Consider the following 15,803-nt stretch of genomic DNA (forward strand, 5'->3'; position numbering starts at 1 on the left):
AGCACACCTGACTCGGCCGTGGGTATGTCCTGGCACGCCTCGAGGAAGAATCCGGACAGGTGCATCGTCATCGGGGCCTCCCGCAGCTCGGTGGCGTTGGGGGAAGGGCGCCGGCTGCGGGTGACCGCATGACCATGGGAGATACGCCTGCGCCCTTCCCGGCACCCGCCGGTGCAAGGGTGCGATCTCGAACCGGCGGGGCTCTGATGACAGAACCTATGAGCTGGGCGGGGACGCGGGAACGTCCCGGCAGACACTGCCGAGGACACTTTCCTGGTGTCGAAACGTCCCGCGTGTGTCCACTACGGTGAACTACATGAGCCACCGTCTGCGCTCGGCAATGCTGCGCGCTCAACTCGACTCCGCCGCCCTGGCCGTCGCCGTCGGCGTGGACGTCAAGACCGTCAACCGGTGGCTGGCAGGGCGCATCCCGCACCAGCGCACTCGCCTCGCCGTCGCGGTCGTGCTCGGTGAGACCGAAGCCGACCTGTGGCCTCATGCGCGCCCGGATCAGGCGCCGGGCACGAACGCACTGGCCGAGGTCGTCGGGGCCTATGCGCACCGCGCGGACATTCCCCAGCCGCTGTGGACGTCGCTGCTGACGGGCGCGAGCGAGCGCATCGACCTGCTCGGGTATGCCTACCCGTTCATCCTGGAGTTGCTGCCCGACGCGATGGCCCGTATCGCGGACAAATGCGCCTCTGGGGCGAGGGTGCGCATGGCGTTCGCCGACCCTGAATGCGCCCACGTGATCGAGCGCGACGGCCTCGAACAGATGGGCGGCACGCTGCCCGGCCGGATCCGCAACGCCCTGAACTTCCTGGACCCGCTGCACGAGGTGCCCGGCTGCCAGATCGGGCTGCACACGGTGCACCTGTACAACTCGGTGTTCCGATTCGACGATCAGATGATCGTCACGCCGCACCTGTTCCGGGCACGCGGATACCAGCACACGGCGCTGCACCTGCGGCGGCTGTCGCCACACGGGATCTTTGCGTCCTTCGCCGACCAGTTCGAGCAGATCTGGCAGACCGCTACTCCCTACCCGGCCGAGGCAGTCTGATGGGCGGCCGGCACGACTACTACCGGGACCCGAACGCACCCGCCGCGAACTCGATCGCACCAGGCGGCTCCGCGTTGGTGGTCGACGAGCGCGGCCGGGTGCTGATGCAGCGGCGGGCCGACTCGGGCAACTGGTCGTTACCCGGCGGCGTCATGGAGATCGGAGAGACCTTGCAGCAGTGTGTGATCCGGGAGGTCAAGGAGGAGACCGGCCTCGATATCGAGATCACCGGCCTGCTCGGCATCTACACCGACCCGCAGCATGTGATCGCCTATGCAGACGGCGAGGTTCGCCAGGAGTTCAACATCACCTATCACGGCCGGGTCGTCGGCGGCACGATCGCTGTCAGTCACGAGTCGACTGAGGTCCGCTTTCTCGATCCGGCCGAATTCGACCGGCTGCCGATCCATGAAACCGTCCGGCTCCGGTTACGTCACCACGCCGAAGGGCGCCGTACTCCCTACCTCGGCTGACTCCTCGGTGCTTCAGCCGGCGCGGCGGTAGTGCATGGCCACCGCGCCGTTGCTGAGCGGCTCCGCCGAGAGCAGCTCGAGCTTGCGCGTGGCGGGCAGCCCGCCCTGGTACAGCGTCGGGCCGTGGCCGGCGATCATGGGATGGACGAGCAGCCTGTACTCGTCGATCAGGTCCAGCCGGTCGAGCTCGGTCGCGAGGCTGCCGCTTCCGAGCAGGACTCCGGCCGGGGTCGCGTCCTTGAGCTTCTGCACGCTCTCGCGCAGATCACCGCCGATGTGGTGGCTGTTGGTCCACGTATAGTCCGTGCGCGTCGACGACACCACGTACTTGGGTTTGGCGTCCAATTTGACCGCCCACTCGCGGAGGGCCGGCGGCGCCTCCTGGTCGCCGCGGGCGACGGCCGGCCAGTAGCTCTCCATCATCTCGTAGGTGACCCGGCCCCACAGCATCGCCCCGCTCTCGTCCAGGAGACGGGTGTACAAGGCGTGCGTCTCGTCGTCGACGACCCCCTCCTGGTGGTCGACGCAACCGTCCAGGGTGACGTTGAGGCTGAAGATGAGCAGTCCCATGACCGGCCAGTCTAGCGACCACTCGGCAGCGTGGAGGCTTCCCCGCCGCGCCGGGCCGGCCCGCGGATCACTTCGGGGAGAGGAGGCAGAACTCGTTGCCTTCCGGGTCGGCCATGACCGTCCACGGGACGTCGAGGTCGACGGCGGTGGCGCCGAGGCTCCGCAGCCTGGCCGCCTCAGCCGCGGGGTCGTCACCCGGATACGGCCGGACGTCGAGATGGACGCGGTTCCACCCGGTCTTCACGTCCGGTGTGCGGAGGAACTGCAGGTACGGGCCTACGCCCTGAGCGGAGCGCAGCACCGCGCTCTGCTCGGTCACCTTGTGCACGGTCCAGTCCGTGGCCTGACCCCAGAAGCGGGCCATCGCCGCGGGATCGGCGCAGTCGACGATCACCGAGGCGATCGGCCCGGTCTGCTCGTAGAGCGAGTCCAGCACGCAGAACTCGTTGCCCTCCGGGTCGGCCATGACCGTCCACGGCACGTCGCCCTGGCCGACGTCGGCGAGCGTCGCACCCAGCTCCTTCAGACGCGCGACCAGCTCCGCCTGGTGGGCCGGCGACTTCGCGGCGAGGTCGAGGTGCACCCGGTTCTTCACCGTCTTGGGATCCGGGTACTTGACGAGGTCGATGCAGACGGCGGTGGGGTGGGGGTAGGCGAAGCCCGCGGGTTCGAGGTTGGTCACGCCGGGGCCTTCGCTGGAGAGCTCCCAGCCGAGCGCCTCAGCCCAGAAGCCGCCCAGCGCGGAGTCGTCGAGAGCCTTCATGTTGATCTGCACCAGCCGCGTCGCCATACCGCCGATGCTAGCGCTTTTATGATCTTGAATTGACCGCCGGGCCGCCCGCATCCCGCCTGGTGCGGGCGGCCCGTGCCGGTCTCAGTGCATCGCGTACGCGGGCTCCGCCGACTGGCTCGTGTTGACGATCTTCTTGCGCGGCAGGAACAGCGCGGGGACGATGCACAGCGCGACCAGGATCATCGCCACCAGGTAGGTGTTGCCGAACGCACCGGCCAGCCCTTCCCGGCCGGCCTCCAGCACCGGCGCGGGCACCTGGTCGGCGGGGACCATGCCCTGCGCGACGCCGAGGTACGCGGCGGCCGCCTGGTCGGCGAGCACCTTGTTGGTGAGCACCACGGACATGACCGCGGTGCCGATCGAGCCGGCGGTCTGCTGGACGATGTTCATCATCGTCGAGCCGCGCGCGACCTGGCCGTCGGTGAGGCTGCTCATCGCCGCGGACATGATCGGCATCATGGTCAGGCCCATGCCCATGCCCAGCACGAACAGACTGCCCAGCAGCAGCGTGTACGACGTGCCGGCGGCGACCTGGGTGTAGACCGCCAGGGCGGCGGTGATCAGGGCGATGCCGGTGAGCACGAGCTTGCCGGGGCCCATCTTGTCGGTCAGCTTGCCGCCGATGGGCATGGTCAGCATCGCGCCCAGGCCGTTGGGGGCCAGCAGCAGGCCGGCGTCGAGGGTGCCCTCGCCGCGCACCTGGATGAAGTAGCTGGGCAGCAGCAGCATCGAGCCCATGAACGCCACCGAGAACAGGGTCATCGTGATGACCGAGATGGTGAGGTTGCGGTTGCCGAACAGGCTCAGGTCGATGAGCGCGTGCTGCTTGCGCAGCGCGTGCAGCACGAACGCGATCACCAGCGCCAGCCCGACCAGGCCGGGGAGCAGCACCTTCGTCGCGGCGACGGTGCCCGCCTCGGGGATCGAGGAGACGCCGTAGAGGAACAGTGCCAGACCCGGCGACAGCAGCAGCATGCCGAGGAAGTCGAACGACTCCGACGGCTTCGGCTCGTCCTTGGCCAGCACCCGCCAGGCGGCGAACAGCGCGATCAGGCCGATGGGCAGGTTGATCAGGAAGATCCACTGCCAGCTGGCGGCCTCGATGAGCCAGCCGCCCAGGATGGGGCCGCCGATCGGGCCGAGCAGCATCGGCACGCCGAGCACGGCCATGACGCGGCCGATGCGCTCCGGGCCGGCGGCCCGGGTCATGATCGTCATGCCGAGCGGCATGAGCATGCCGCCGCCGAGGCCCTGCAGCGCCCGGAAGGCGATCAGCGGGCCGATGTCCCAGGCGAAGCTGCACAGCACCGAACCGGCCACGAACAGCACGATCGAGGTCAGGTAGAGGCGCTTGGTGCCGAAGCGGTCGGCGGCCCAGCCGGTGATCGGGATGACCGCGGCCAGGGCCAGGGTGTAAGCCGTCATGGTCCAGGCGACGGTCGCGGGGGTCGCGCCGAACTCCTGCTGGAACTTGGGCAGGCCGACGCTCACCACGGTGACGTCGAGGATCGACATGATGGCGCCCAGCACCACCACGGCCGCGACCTTGAGGACAGCGCTGTCCAGCTTCTCGGTGGCGGGTGGTGGGGCCGCGGGTTGGGCCGCGGCCGGCGGGCTGCTGGTGGTGGTCATCCGGGGGTCCTCCTGCTGATCGAACGTTTCGGGCGATGGCGAAGGAATCGGTCTCCTTCTGGCATCGCCGCGTTCCGTCATCGTCGCAGTCGGGTCGCCGCCGGGCGCAGATGAGTCACCCGCCCGTGGCACTCGACACCGGCGCGGCCCGGCCGTAGCCCGTGACCAGGGATTTCGGTTTCGGCCATCCGCGGTGACCGAAGTCCGGCGGATATTCGGTAGTGCGCAGGGCCGGTCTCACGGATGCGGCCTCGGCCGCGAAACGAGGTCGGCCACCGGCGGCAGCACCGCGCAGGTCAGGCCGCCGAGGCTCCGCCGGCCGGGAATCCCGCGGCTCCTACCAGCCTTCGACGGCCCGGTCGTCGGCCAGATCACGCAGTTCGTCGGCGATCCGGTCCAGGTATCCGGCCAGCACGTCGCTGTACACGGGGCAGTCCCGCCAGTGGGCCTGGGCCTGGTCGAGCAGCGAGACCAGCGGGGCGTTACGCCGCCCGAGCCGCCGATCCTGGATGCTCTCCGCGACCACGAGCCACTCCCAGTCGACCTCACCGTCGTAGCGCTCACCGTCGCCGATGGCGCGGGACAGGCCGTAGGTCACGTCGACGTAGGCGTTCCAAGCAGCCTGCTGCAAAGTCGTGCTGTCCACCGCGCGGGGCTCCTGGTTTCCTCGAAGTGGCGGAGCGGTCGCCCTCAACGGTACGTGGTGTCGGCGCGCACGCCACATATATCGATATCCGCAGGCCAGAGCGGCCTCCGGACCGGCCGGCCGCTACGCCGTGACGCCCGCCCGCCGGATAATCGCTGGTGAGCAGATCCGCGTTTCGCGATGATGCGGTCATGGCCACGAGACGACGAGCTGCCCGCGATGCCGCCGCTGCGGGCGGACCGGCCGACGGGGCGCTCGCCGACGACGTGGGAGGCCCCGACGCCACCGTCCGGGCGACGGCCCGCGCCCTGGCCAAGATCGACGAGGCCTCGGCCCTGATGCTGGTCGAAGGCATCCTCGACCAGGTGGCGCTGGAGACGGCCGCCGCGGGTCGCGGACTCGATCTCGAGGCTCAGGGGATCGTGATCACGCCGATCGGCGGAGCGCACGCGATCGGCCGCTTCCTCGCCGACCTGGGCCCGCGCGCCGCACGGGTGCGGCTGACCGGACTGTGCGACCTGCGGGAGGCGGACCTGTTCCGGCGGGCCGTCTCGGACCATTTCGGCTCGGCCCACACCGCGGCCGACATGGAGAGCCGCGGCTTCTTCGTCTGCGACCGGGACCTGGAGGACGAGCTGATCCGCGCCCTGGGCACCACCGGGGTGGAGGCACTCCTCGACGACGAGGGCGACCTGGCGCTGTTCCGCGCGTTCCAGAATCAGCCCGCCTGGCGCGGGCGGCAGCCCGAGGCACAGCTCTACCGCTTCCTGCGCAGCAGCGCGCGCCGCAACCTGCGCTACGCGCGCCTGCTGGTCGACGCGGCGTCCGCCCGGGACGCCCTGCCCCGGCCGCTCGGCGCCCTGCTCACCGCAGCCTCCTGACGCAGCTCCCGCGGTCTGCCGGCGCCGGACCTGGACGCGAGACGTGGCCGAGGTCGCCGACACGCCCCGGCCCTGCCTCGTTCGTCCCGCACACGATCAGCCGATCACCACTGCCGGTCGCACTTTTGCGGGATCGGGCTGGCTGTCCTGCCGACCGGGCCGGGAGAGTCGGGCGGGGCAGCGGTGTGGACGGACACAAAGCGGAGTCGGCACTGGACGGCGCGTGACCGGTGCCGGAAAGGTAAGGGGTGCGCCAAGCCCCACCCGGTTCCACTGTGGCCGGACGCGTGCCACCGCACCCGTCCCACCGCGGCTGGGCCGGACCGTCCGCGCCTATCGGAGATCCCGTGCCTCATCGCCCGACCCTGACCCGTCGTGCCCTCGCCGCGCTCTGCGCGGTGGTCCTCACCGCCGCCGGAGTCGGCGCCGCAACGCCCGCGGCCGCCGCACCCAACCACTCCACGGTGGTCAGAGCGACGCCGTCCGCCGCCTCACCGGACATCAAGAACGGCACAGTCTACGCCATCCACGATGCCGGTACGAAGATCATCGCGGCCGGTGACTTCACCACGGTCCGCAACCGCGGCACCGAAGTGGACATCACCCGGAACTACATCCTGGCCTTCGACAAGGCCACCGGCACGGTCGACACGGCCTTCGTCCCGGTCGTCGACAACGAGGTCTCGGCGGTGATCGCCGGGCCCACCGCCGGCACCGTCTTCATCGCGGGCAAGTTCAACACCGTCAACGGAGTCACCCGCCGCAAGGTGGCCCTGCTCAACGTCAGCACGGGCGCGCTGGTCACCACGTTCGCCGGGCCGGCGTTCAACGGTGCGGTCAAGGACCTGGCCCTGGCCGGCAGCCGCCTGCTGGTCGGCGGCATCTTCACCACCGCCGGCAACACCGTGCCGCGCGGCGGCCTGGCCTCGCTGAGCGCCACCACGGGCGCCGTGGACTCATACCTGACCACCACCCTGACCGAGAACCACAACTACGACGGGGTCAGCGGCGCGAGCGCCGGGGTCGGCGCGAGCAGGCTGGCCCTGTCCCCCGGCGGCCAGCAGCTCGTCGTGGTCGGCAACTTCAAGAAGGCCGACGGTGTGCTGCACGACCAGATCGTGAAGCTGGACCTGGGCGCGAGCGCGGCCACCATCGCGAACTGGAACACCAGCCGGTACACGCCGCGCTGCGCGTGGTGGGCGTTCGACTCGTACATGCGGGACCTGGCGTACGCGCCCGACGGCAGCTACTTCGTGGTGGTGACCACCGGCGCCCCGAACGCGGGCACGCTGTGCGACGCCGCCGCCCGCTGGGAGAACGACGCCACCGGGGCGGACCTGCAGCCCACCTGGGTCGACTACTCGGGCGGTGACACGTACCTGTCCGTCGGCATCAGCGAGCAGGCGGTCTACGTCGGCGGTCACATGCGCTGGCTCAACAACAGCCTCGGCGGTGACAGCCCTGGCGCGGGCGCGGTCGGCCGGGCCAGCATCGCCGCCCTCGACCCGCTCAGCGGCCTGCCCCTGTCCTGGAACCCGGGCCGCCACCCGCGCGGCGTCGGCATCGCCGAGCTGCTGGTCACCTCGGACGGCCTCTGGCTGGGCTCGGACACCGCCTGGATCGGCAACTACCAGTACCGCCGCGAGCGGATCGCGTTCTTCCCGCTGACCGGCGGCACCGCGCCGCACGCGACCACCACGGCCACGCTGCCGGGCAACGTGTACCAGGCCGGGGTGCCGGTGCCGACGAACGTGCTCTACCGGGTCAATGCCGGGGGCGGGGCGGTCGCCGCGACCGACGGCGGGCCGGACTGGGCCGCCGACGACGGCGGCAGCCCGAGCCCTTACCACAACGCGGTGAGCAACACCGCCGGATACGGCACGGTGCCCGGCGTGGACGCCACGGTGCCGGCGGGCACCCCGGCCGCGCTGTTCTCCTCCGAGCGGTGGGATCCGGGTTCGGCGCCGGAGATGAGCTGGCAGTTCCCGGTGAACGTGGGCACCGAGGTCGAGGTCCGGCTCTACCTGGCCAACCGGTACGACGGCACCGCCGGGCCCGGCACCCGGGTCTTCAACGTGACGCTCGACGGCACGACGGTCCTGGCCGGCCTGGACCTGTCCGGCGCGGTCGGGCACAACGTCGGCACGATGCGCTCGTTCACGGTGACCAGTGACGGCTCGGTGGACCTGGAGTTCGGCCACGTGGTCGAGAACCCGCTGATCAACGGCATCGAGATCGTCAAGACCGGGCCGCCGCCGGCCGGCAACGCCGACGACGTGCAGGTGCGCGCGTACGACGGCTCGGCCACGGTCGGCGCGGCGAGCGCGGTGGCCAACCCGGACGGCACCGCCTGGTCGGCGGCCCGCAGCGGCTTCTGGGTGGGCGGCACGCTGTTCTACGGGATGAACGGCGCGCTGTGGCGGCGCACCTTCAACGGCACGGCCTTCGGCACGCCGACGCTGGTCGACCCGTACCACGACGCCTACTGGGACACCGTGGACTCCGACTCCGGCGAGCACACGTACGCCGGGGTGACCACGAACTTCTACGCCGAGATCCCGAACGTGACCGCCATGTTCTACACCGGCGGGCGGCTGTACTACACGCTGTCCGGGCAGAGCGGGCTGTTCTGGCGCTGGTTCACCCCGGACAGCGGGGTGGTCGGCGCGGACAGGTTCACCGTCGCCGGAGTGGGCGGCCTGGCCGACGCGGGCGGGCTGTTCCTGTCCGGCAGCACCCTCTACAAGGTCAACCGGAGCACCGGCGCCCTCGCCACCACGGCCTGGTCCGGCGGGGTGCCGAGCGGCTCGTACACCGTGGTCAGCGGACCGTCGCTGGACGGCGTCGACTGGCGGGCCAAGGTGGTGTTCACCGGCCCGTGAGGCCCGGAGTGACGCTGCCTGCACGAATGCCGAGGCTCCCGGTGGTGACCGGGAGCCTCGGCCGTCGCCACGCCCTGCCGACGTGGCTCCGTTGATCGGCTGCCTGGACGACGATCAGCCTCCAGCGCAGCCGGTCGGGGAGATCAGAGCGTGATCGACCAGGTGTCGAGCACGCCTTAGTCACCCGGGCCGTAGTCGGTCACCCGCAGCTGCCAGGTGCCGGTGGCCTGCGCCGTCACCGGCACGCTGTAGGTGCGCGTGCCGCCGAACGGGGTGCAGATGTAGTTGCCGGTGCCCGAGTACTTCACGGCGTAGACCACGCCGCTGGGGTCGATCAGGCTGATGCCCAGATCCTCGGCACAGGTGTGCTGGATCGTGACCGACAGCTGGACCGGGGACACCGCCAGGCCGGGTGCCGTGGAGACCACCGGACTGAAGATGCGGTTGTCGATGATCTGGTAGTCGGTGCCGTTGGTGAAGGTCCGGCCGCCGGGCGGCGTCGGGGACGGCGACGGCGAGGGCGGGGTGCTCGGCGAGGCCGAAGGCGACGGCGACGGGCCGGGCCCGGTGCTCACCGCGGTCTTCCAGATGGTGTACGCCAGCCCGTCGGCGCTGCGGTTGAGCGCCGTCGCGTTGATGTTGTTCACCGTGTCGCAGGACTGGTGGTAGCAGGGGTCGTAGGACGAGCCCGCGGTGCCGCCCCACTTGCTGGCCTGCGCCGACGTCTTGCTGTTGCCGGCGCCGGTGGCGTAGCCGCTGGTGGGGATGCCCGCGTTCTTGAACGAGGCGTCGTCGGAGCGGCCCTGGCCCTCGACGTTCTCCTCCGGCTGGAGGCTCAGCGAGTCCCAGTACTCCTTCATCGGCGCCGACGTGGCGGAGCTGATGTTGTTGATGAAGTAGCCGCCGTTGGTCGAGGCCACCATGTCGAAGTTGTAGTAGCCCTTGATCGCGGTCTTCTGCGCCGAGGTCAGCGAGTTGACGTAGAAGCGGGAGCCGTTGAGGCCCTGCTCCTCGTCGGTCCACCAGCCGAACCGGACGTGCTTGGCCAGCGTCGGGTTGGCGGCGGCCAGCGCGAGCGCGGACTCCAGCAGGATCGACGAGCCCGAGGCGTTGTCGTTGATGCCGGGTCCGGCCGACACGCCGTCGAGGTGGGCGCCGAACATGACGACCTGGTCGGCGGGGCCGCCCGGCCAGTCGGCGATGAGGTTGTTGGAGCGGTAGGTGCAGCTCGTGCAGTCCTGCAGGGTGACGGCGTAGCCGGCCGCCTCGAGCTTGGCCTTCACGTAGTTCACCGACGCGGTGTAGCCGGCCGAGCCCGCCCGGCGGTTGCCGCCGTTCTGGGAGGCGATGGTGCCGAACTGGCTCAGGTGCGCCTGGACCTTGGCCACGTCGATGTCCGGCGCGGTCGGCGGCGGGTTGGTGCTGCCGACGGTGAGGGTGTACTGCGCCGAGTGGTCGGTGGTGCCGTCGCCGTTGACCGTGATCGTGTAGGTGCCCGGAGCGGTGCCGGCGGTGGTGCTCACGGTCATCGTCGAGCTGTTGCCGGTCTGCACCGACGACGGGCTGAACGACACGCTCACCCCGGACGGGGCGCCCGACGCGCTCAGGGTCACGGTCTGGGCGCTGCCGCTGATGGTGGTCGTCTGCACCGTCGCGGTGACGCCGCTGCCCGGCTGCACCGTGCCCGACGCCGGGTTCAGCGCGATGGACCAGTCGCTGCCCGAGGGCGTGCAGGTGGCCTCACCGGACTGCGCGGGCAGGGTGACGGCGTCCCAGGCGGCCTTGGTCCGGTTGTACAGGTTGCAGGTGGCGTCGAGGTTCTTCGCGGCCTGCAGGGTGGCGATGCGGTACTTCTTGTACGTCATGCCGGACGTCTTGAGCAGCATGGCGTTGTAGAAGATCTTGCCCGCGTTCTGGATGCCGACGCCGGTCACCGACGAGGGCCCGCCGGAGCAGATCGGGCTGTCCGGCTTGCCGTTACCCGGGCTGTTGCCCTCGGCCAGCAGGTAGAACCAGTGGTTCAGCGGCCCGGCCGCGTCGTGGACCTCGGTGTTCGGGATCGACGACGAGTAGCAGTTGGGGCTGCGCCCGTCCAGCGACGGGTTGTACATGTAGCGCAGCGGCTTGCCGTTGCCGGAGAAGTTGACCATCTCGCCGGTCTGGTAGTCCGGCACGTCGACCGGGCTGTTGACGAAGTGCTCGGTCAGCGCGCCGAAGATGTCGCCGGTGCCCTCGCCGAGGCCCGCCTCCTGCGAGGTGCCGCCCGGGGTGTTCTCGTCGATGCCGTGGCCGTTCTCGTGGCCGACGACGTCCATGCCGGTCAGCCACTGGCCGGCGGCGTTGTAACCGAACAGGGTCGCGTTGGGCACGTAGTCCCAGTAGGCGTTGCGGTCGGCGAGGCCGACGTAGGACGGCCACGCGCCGCCGTTGCCGTTGAGGCCGTTGCGGCCGAGCCACTGGTTGACCATGTCGGACTGCTTGGCGCTGGTGTAGAAGACGTCCACGCAGCCGGAAACCTTGTCGGTCTTGCTGCTGCTGCCCCAGACGTCGTCGGCGTCGGTGAAGATCGACCCGGTGCCGTTGCTGTAGTTGGCGCAGCTGATGCCGCGGCCGGTGTCCCGCATCTGGTAGTTGCCGCTCGACCCCGACGTCGGGATCTGCAGGTTCGATCCGCTCCAGACACCCGTGCCGGTGCCCGCCTGGATCTCCTCCTGGGCGTACGCCACCTTGCCGTTCTTCGCGTCGACGTAGAAGTTCTTGCGGCTGGGCTGCGCCTTGGTGGCACCCGAGACCTGCACCTCCCAGGCCAGCACCGGCTTGGGCTGGTCGAGCGTGAGCACCACCAGGCGCGGCTCGCTGGTCCGGTCCACCCGCAGGTAGCCCTTGCGGGCCGCGGCGGCCGCCTGGGCCGGGCTCACCGTGGCGCGGGTGTTCACCGCGATGTCGCCGCTCGCGGCGGACACCGTGCTCACCACCCGGCCCTCGGCGTCGGCGGCCACGACGGCGTCGCCGCCGATGACCGGCAGGCCCTTGAAGGTACGGTCGTAGGAGACGTAGAAAAGGTCCTTACCGGACGGGGTCGTGCTGCGATAGACGGCCCGCCGGTCGAACTCCTCCGCGCTGCTGTGCTTGCGCAGCGCGTCGAGCCCGTTCACGGCGGCGCGATCGGCGGCCGCGACCGCCCGTGCGGCCGGGTCCAGCCGCGGTTCGGGAGCGGGGACCGCCTGGGTGCCGGCGGCCGACGCGGTCAGCCCGGTGGCGGCCACGATGCTGCCGGCAAGGATCAGGCCTGCCGCGGCGGCGGCGAGGCCAGCTCTGTGCTTCATGAGTGACTCCTCCTCTGCCGCACCTCGCGGTGCGGCAGAAGGCAGCCAACTCGATATCCACATGTCTCGAAACCGAGGAAACCCCTGGGATACGCCGGGGACGATCAGGGAAATCCCTTGCCGCAAAAGGGTCCCGGCAACGCCGGCTACTGTCCCTCGCCCGCCAGCAGCAGCGACAGCTGCACGCGCGAGCGCACGCCCAGGATGCGGTAGATCCGGGTCAGCGAGGACTCCACCGTCTTGACGCTGAGGAACAGCGTGTTGGCTATCTCGCGATTGCGCGCGCCTGCGGCGACCAGCTCGACGATGCGGGCGTCGGCGGCGTTCAGGCCCATCCGGTCGGCCACACCGGACTCCGGGGCCCGCGCGGCGGCCCACGGCGTGGCCCCGTGCTCGCGGTAGATCGCCATGGCGCGCCCGGTGGTGTCCCGGGCGGCGGCCCAGCGGCGCTGCCGGCGCTGCGCCGACGCCAGCGCCAGCAGCGAGCGCGCCTGCTCCAGCGGCATGCCCAGGCCCGCGAACGCGTCCACCGACCGCTCCAGCACCTCCAGCGCCGCCGCCGCGCCACCGGTGGCGTACCGCAGCACGCCGTCGGCGCGGTCCAGCGCCGCCGCCACGCCCGCGCCCCGGCCCAGCTGCTCGGCCAGCGCGCGGGCCTGGCCGAGCAGCTGCGCCGCGGCGCCGGTGTCCCCGGCCGCGACGAGGGCCTCGGCGAGGTCACCGTGCCAGCGCAGCATCGATGGATCGCGGGCGTGCTGCTGGCGCTGCAGGTCCTGGACCGCGCGAAGCGAGGCCACGGCGCCCGCCGAGTCCCCCGCGGCCAGCTGGATCAGGCCCCGCGCGTAGGTGGCCCTGACCAGGTAGATCCGGTCGTGCTCCTCGGCCGACGCGCGCACCGCGCCGTCGGCCAGCGTCCGGGCCCGCGCCGGGCTGCCCGCCGCCAGCTCGACCAGGGCGGCGCTGTACCACGTCGGGCCCGGTGACATGCCCGTCCGCTCGGTGATCACCATGGCCCGGCCGACGTGGCCCAGCGCCGACGCGCACCGCCCCATCCGCACCTCGACCTCGGCCAGCGCCCGCAGCACCTCGACCTGGTCCTCCGGCACGCCGGACTGCTCCGCCGCCGGCAGCAGGCCCAGCAGCAGCTGCCGCGCCTCGTCGAGCCGGTCGTCGAAGAACGCGTGCCGGGACGCGGCGTGCCGCGGCGAGTTGGTGATCCGCTCCCCGTACGGAGCCGCAGGCAGGGACAGCGCCTCGGCCAGCGTGCCAGCCGCCTCGGCGTCACCGACCACCCGCTGCATCAGCGCCAGGTAGGCCAGGCTCGCCGCGTGCACGGCCGGATCCTGCGCGGCCACGGCGTACCGCACGGCGTGGCGGGCGTGCACGGCGGCCCGGGCGGGCGCGCCCTCGGTGATGTTGGCCCGCACCGCCAGCCGCAGGTGGGCGGCGGCGAGCAGTCCGGGATGGCCGCTCGCCTCGCCGAGCACGGTGGACAGCAGCTCGTCGCAGTCGTCGAGGTCCTGCCCGGCCGCGTCGAACGCGGCCAGCCGGGCACGGGCGCGGTCGGCGGCCGGGGCGCCGACCCCTTCCAGCCGGCCCAGCATGCGGCGCACCAGCGTCACGTCACCGGCGGTCCCGGCGTCCTCGGCGGCGTCGCACAGCCAGCGCACGACCGTCCCCCGATCCAGCTCCGGCGGCGCGAGGTCCACCGCCCGCAGGCCCAGCTCGGCGGCGCGGCCGGGACGGCCCTGGGCGCGTACCGTGGCCCGCGCCTCGGCCAGGGCGTGCGCCAGTGCGGCGTCGGGGTCCGCCGCCGTCATCGCGGCGTGCCACAGCCGCGTCGGCTCGTCGGGGGCGGCGGCGCTGAGCGTGCGGTGCCCCGCGGTCAGCTCCTCCGGGCCGGCGTCGGCGAGCAGCAGGTCGGCCAGCACCTCCGCGCTCGGCCGCAGCCGGTCGTCGGGGTCGAGCTGAATCACGCCGTTGAGTTCGGCGTACGCGACGTCCCGGGCCGCCACGCCCACGCGGTGCAGCGTGTGGGCCGGCAGCCGCCCGGCCAGCGCGGTCAGCAGCGCCAGCCGGCGCACGCCGGGGGTCATCCCGTCCATCAGGTCCCGGGATGCCTGCTCGACCGCGCGGGACACCGCCCGTGCCGCGCCCGGACGGCGGTCGGCCTGGCGCGGGGTCGCCCCGAGGGCGAGCGCGAGCCGCGGATGCCCGCCCGACGCGGCGTGCACCCGCACGGCGGCCCGGTAGGTCAGGCCGCGGCTGCCGAGCAGCTCCACCATCTGCGGGACGGTCAGCCGGGGCACCGCGATCTCGGTGGCGTCGCGGTCCAGACCCGGCACCGCCTCCGCCGTGGCGTGCCGTGCCATGAGCAGCGGCAGCTCTGCCCTGGCCGCCACGAAGGCGATCACGTCGATGCTGAGCGGGTCGAGCCACTGCACGTCGTCGACGATGAGCAGCGGTGCGGCCGGCAGCCGCCGCAGCAGCGCCAGGGCGCCCAGCCGCAACGCCAGGGCGTCGATGGGACGCCGGTCGCCGCGGCACAGCACGGCGTCGATCGCCTCCGCCTGACGGGACGGCAGGTCGCCGATGTTCTCCGGCGCCATCTGGGTGAGCAGGTCGGCCAGACCGACGTGGACGGTGGACGGGGCCGGCGCGATGGTGACCACCGGCCGCCCGCCGCCGGAAAGCTCCTTGGCCAGCACGTCGAGCAAAGCCGAGCGGCCGATGCCGCGCGGACCGGTCAGGACGACCCGGCCGGTGGCGGCGAGCGCCGCACGCGCCTCGGCCAGCAGCTCCTCCCGCCCGAACAGCATCCGGCCAGGCTAGGCGAAACGCCGGTGCCGCGGAATCCCCGCGACGGCCGAGCCTGCCGGATCGCCGCGGCCGGTGCTCGGCGGCCCGGAACGCCCGGCATACTGCGCCGGTGGACAGCCCTGAGGAGCCGTTGACGGGCGGCAGGATGACCGGCGGCATCGTGCGCCGCGGTGATCGGGTCTACCGGCCGATGGGCTCGTGGTCACCGGCCGTGCACGAGTTTTTGCGACATCTGGACTCGGCCAGGTTCGGCGGCGCACCCCGCGTCCTGGGTGTGGAAGATGGCCGGGAGATGCAGCGCGCCAAGCTGCTCGAAGCCGAGCGCGTCAGGTATGCGCCCGTGGGCCCGGCCGGGGCGGCGATGTCTTTGGAGTACCTCGCCGGGCAGTTGCGGTAGCTCGAAGCCGTCACTCCTGACCTGCGGTCACGCCTCTGACCGCCCCGGCCGGGCCGTCAGTGGTCGGCCGGCTGCCAGCCGGCGGTGGTGGCCTCGGCGATCTGCCGGGCGTTGATCGCCGTCAGGCAGGGAGCCGTCGCGCCGCAGGTCGCGCAGCTGCCCATGGAGTCGGCGAGCGGTTGATGGGCGGCCAGCAGTTCGGCCGCGGTGCTGACCACGATGCTGTCGCGCTCGAACAAGTACATATGAACAATCCTTCGCTAACCGGGCGACGCCTCCCTGGACGAGGATCGCGAGGGCGCAATACCCGTGCCGTCGTA

12 protein-coding genes are annotated in these 15,803 nt (G+C 71.7%); 5 read left to right on the forward strand and 7 right to left on the reverse strand.

Going from position 1 to position 15,803, the window contains the following annotated elements:
* Positions 1–340: 340 nt before the first annotated feature.
* Positions 341–1,063, forward strand: a complete 723-nt coding sequence (locus Cba03nite_RS20890; protein ID WP_373315763.1) for an XRE family transcriptional regulator — start codon at positions 341–343, stop codon at positions 1,061–1,063.
* A complete protein-coding gene (locus tag Cba03nite_RS20895; RefSeq protein WP_203748755.1) occupies positions 1,063–1,536 on the forward strand; it encodes an NUDIX domain-containing protein in 474 nt (157 codons plus the stop codon). The genes Cba03nite_RS20890 and Cba03nite_RS20895 overlap by 1 nt, the downstream gene beginning before the upstream one ends.
* Positions 1,537–1,548: 12 nt before the next feature.
* Here the strand turns inward: Cba03nite_RS20895 and Cba03nite_RS20900 are convergent, their stop codons facing one another.
* From Cba03nite_RS20900 to Cba03nite_RS20915, 4 genes are all read right to left on the reverse strand, one after another.
* Positions 1,549–2,106 (reverse strand): dihydrofolate reductase family protein, encoded by a 558-nt coding sequence (locus Cba03nite_RS20900; protein WP_203748757.1) that lies wholly within the window; start codon positions 2,104–2,106, stop codon positions 1,549–1,551.
* Positions 2,107–2,173: 67 nt separating this feature from the next.
* Positions 2,174–2,896: a VOC family protein gene (locus Cba03nite_RS20905; RefSeq protein WP_203748760.1), complete on the reverse strand. Its 723-nt coding sequence runs from the start codon at positions 2,894–2,896 to the stop codon at positions 2,174–2,176.
* A gap of 84 nt (positions 2,897–2,980) precedes the next feature.
* Positions 2,981–4,531 (reverse strand): DHA2 family efflux MFS transporter permease subunit, encoded by a 1,551-nt coding sequence (locus tag Cba03nite_RS20910; protein WP_203748761.1) that lies wholly within the window; start codon positions 4,529–4,531, stop codon positions 2,981–2,983.
* A gap of 337 nt (positions 4,532–4,868) precedes the next feature.
* Entirely contained in the window at positions 4,869–5,177 is a 309-nt protein-coding gene (locus Cba03nite_RS20915) for a hypothetical protein (RefSeq protein WP_203748762.1), read from the reverse strand.
* A gap of 191 nt (positions 5,178–5,368) precedes the next feature.
* Between Cba03nite_RS20915 and Cba03nite_RS20920 the strand changes: the two genes are divergently transcribed.
* A complete protein-coding gene (locus Cba03nite_RS20920; protein ID WP_203748764.1) occupies positions 5,369–6,058 on the forward strand; it encodes a TOPRIM nucleotidyl transferase/hydrolase domain-containing protein in 690 nt (229 codons plus the stop codon).
* Between the two features lie 347 nt (positions 6,059–6,405).
* Positions 6,406–8,940 (forward strand): malectin domain-containing carbohydrate-binding protein, encoded by a 2,535-nt coding sequence (locus Cba03nite_RS20925; protein ID WP_203748766.1) that lies wholly within the window; start codon positions 6,406–6,408, stop codon positions 8,938–8,940.
* Between the two features lie 176 nt (positions 8,941–9,116).
* Here the strand turns inward: Cba03nite_RS20925 and Cba03nite_RS20930 are convergent, their stop codons facing one another.
* Positions 9,117–12,266: a M28 family peptidase gene (locus tag Cba03nite_RS20930; protein ID WP_203748768.1), complete on the reverse strand. Its 3,150-nt coding sequence runs from the start codon at positions 12,264–12,266 to the stop codon at positions 9,117–9,119.
* Positions 12,267–12,412: 146 nt separating this feature from the next.
* A complete protein-coding gene (locus Cba03nite_RS20935; RefSeq protein ID WP_203748770.1) occupies positions 12,413–15,085 on the reverse strand; it encodes an AAA family ATPase in 2,673 nt (890 codons plus the stop codon).
* A gap of 110 nt (positions 15,086–15,195) precedes the next feature.
* Between Cba03nite_RS20935 and Cba03nite_RS20940 the strand changes: the two genes are divergently transcribed.
* Entirely contained in the window at positions 15,196–15,483 is a 288-nt protein-coding gene (locus Cba03nite_RS20940; protein ID WP_203748772.1) for a hypothetical protein, read from the forward strand.
* A gap of 56 nt (positions 15,484–15,539) precedes the next feature.
* On the opposite strand, the gene Cba03nite_RS20945 is transcribed toward Cba03nite_RS20940, so the two are convergent.
* Positions 15,540–15,728, reverse strand: a complete 189-nt coding sequence (locus Cba03nite_RS20945) for a hypothetical protein (RefSeq protein ID WP_203748774.1) — start codon at positions 15,726–15,728, stop codon at positions 15,540–15,542.
* Between the last annotated feature and the right edge of the window lie 75 nt (positions 15,729–15,803).

It is taken from the genome of Catellatospora bangladeshensis (genome assembly GCF_016862575.1).
GTDB classification, from domain to species: Bacteria; Actinomycetota; Actinomycetes; order Mycobacteriales; family Micromonosporaceae; genus Catellatospora; species Catellatospora bangladeshensis.

Bases quoted from the DNA above. Each gene is read 5' to 3' on its own strand.
- Cba03nite_RS20920 (WP_203748764.1), top strand. From the start codon at position 5,369: ATGGCCACGAGACGACGAGCTGCCCGCGATGCCGCCGCTGCGGGCGGA.
- Cba03nite_RS20935 (WP_203748770.1), bottom strand. From the start codon at position 15,085: ATGCTGTTCGGGCGGGAGGAGCTGCTGGCCGAGGCGCGTGCGGCGCTC.
- Cba03nite_RS20930 (WP_203748768.1), bottom strand. From the start codon at position 12,266: ATGAAGCACAGAGCTGGCCTCGCCGCCGCCGCGGCAGGCCTGATCCTT.
- Cba03nite_RS20910 (WP_203748761.1), bottom strand. From the start codon at position 4,531: ATGACCACCACCAGCAGCCCGCCGGCCGCGGCCCAACCCGCGGCCCCA.
- Cba03nite_RS20905 (WP_203748760.1), bottom strand. From the start codon at position 2,896: ATGGCGACGCGGCTGGTGCAGATCAACATGAAGGCTCTCGACGACTCC.
- Cba03nite_RS20945 (WP_203748774.1), bottom strand. From the start codon at position 15,728: ATGTACTTGTTCGAGCGCGACAGCATCGTGGTCAGCACCGCGGCCGAA.
- Cba03nite_RS20890 (WP_373315763.1), top strand. From the start codon at position 341: ATGCTGCGCGCTCAACTCGACTCCGCCGCCCTGGCCGTCGCCGTCGGC.
- Cba03nite_RS20900 (WP_203748757.1), bottom strand. From the start codon at position 2,106: ATGGGACTGCTCATCTTCAGCCTCAACGTCACCCTGGACGGTTGCGTC.
- Cba03nite_RS20895 (WP_203748755.1), top strand. From the start codon at position 1,063: ATGGGCGGCCGGCACGACTACTACCGGGACCCGAACGCACCCGCCGCG.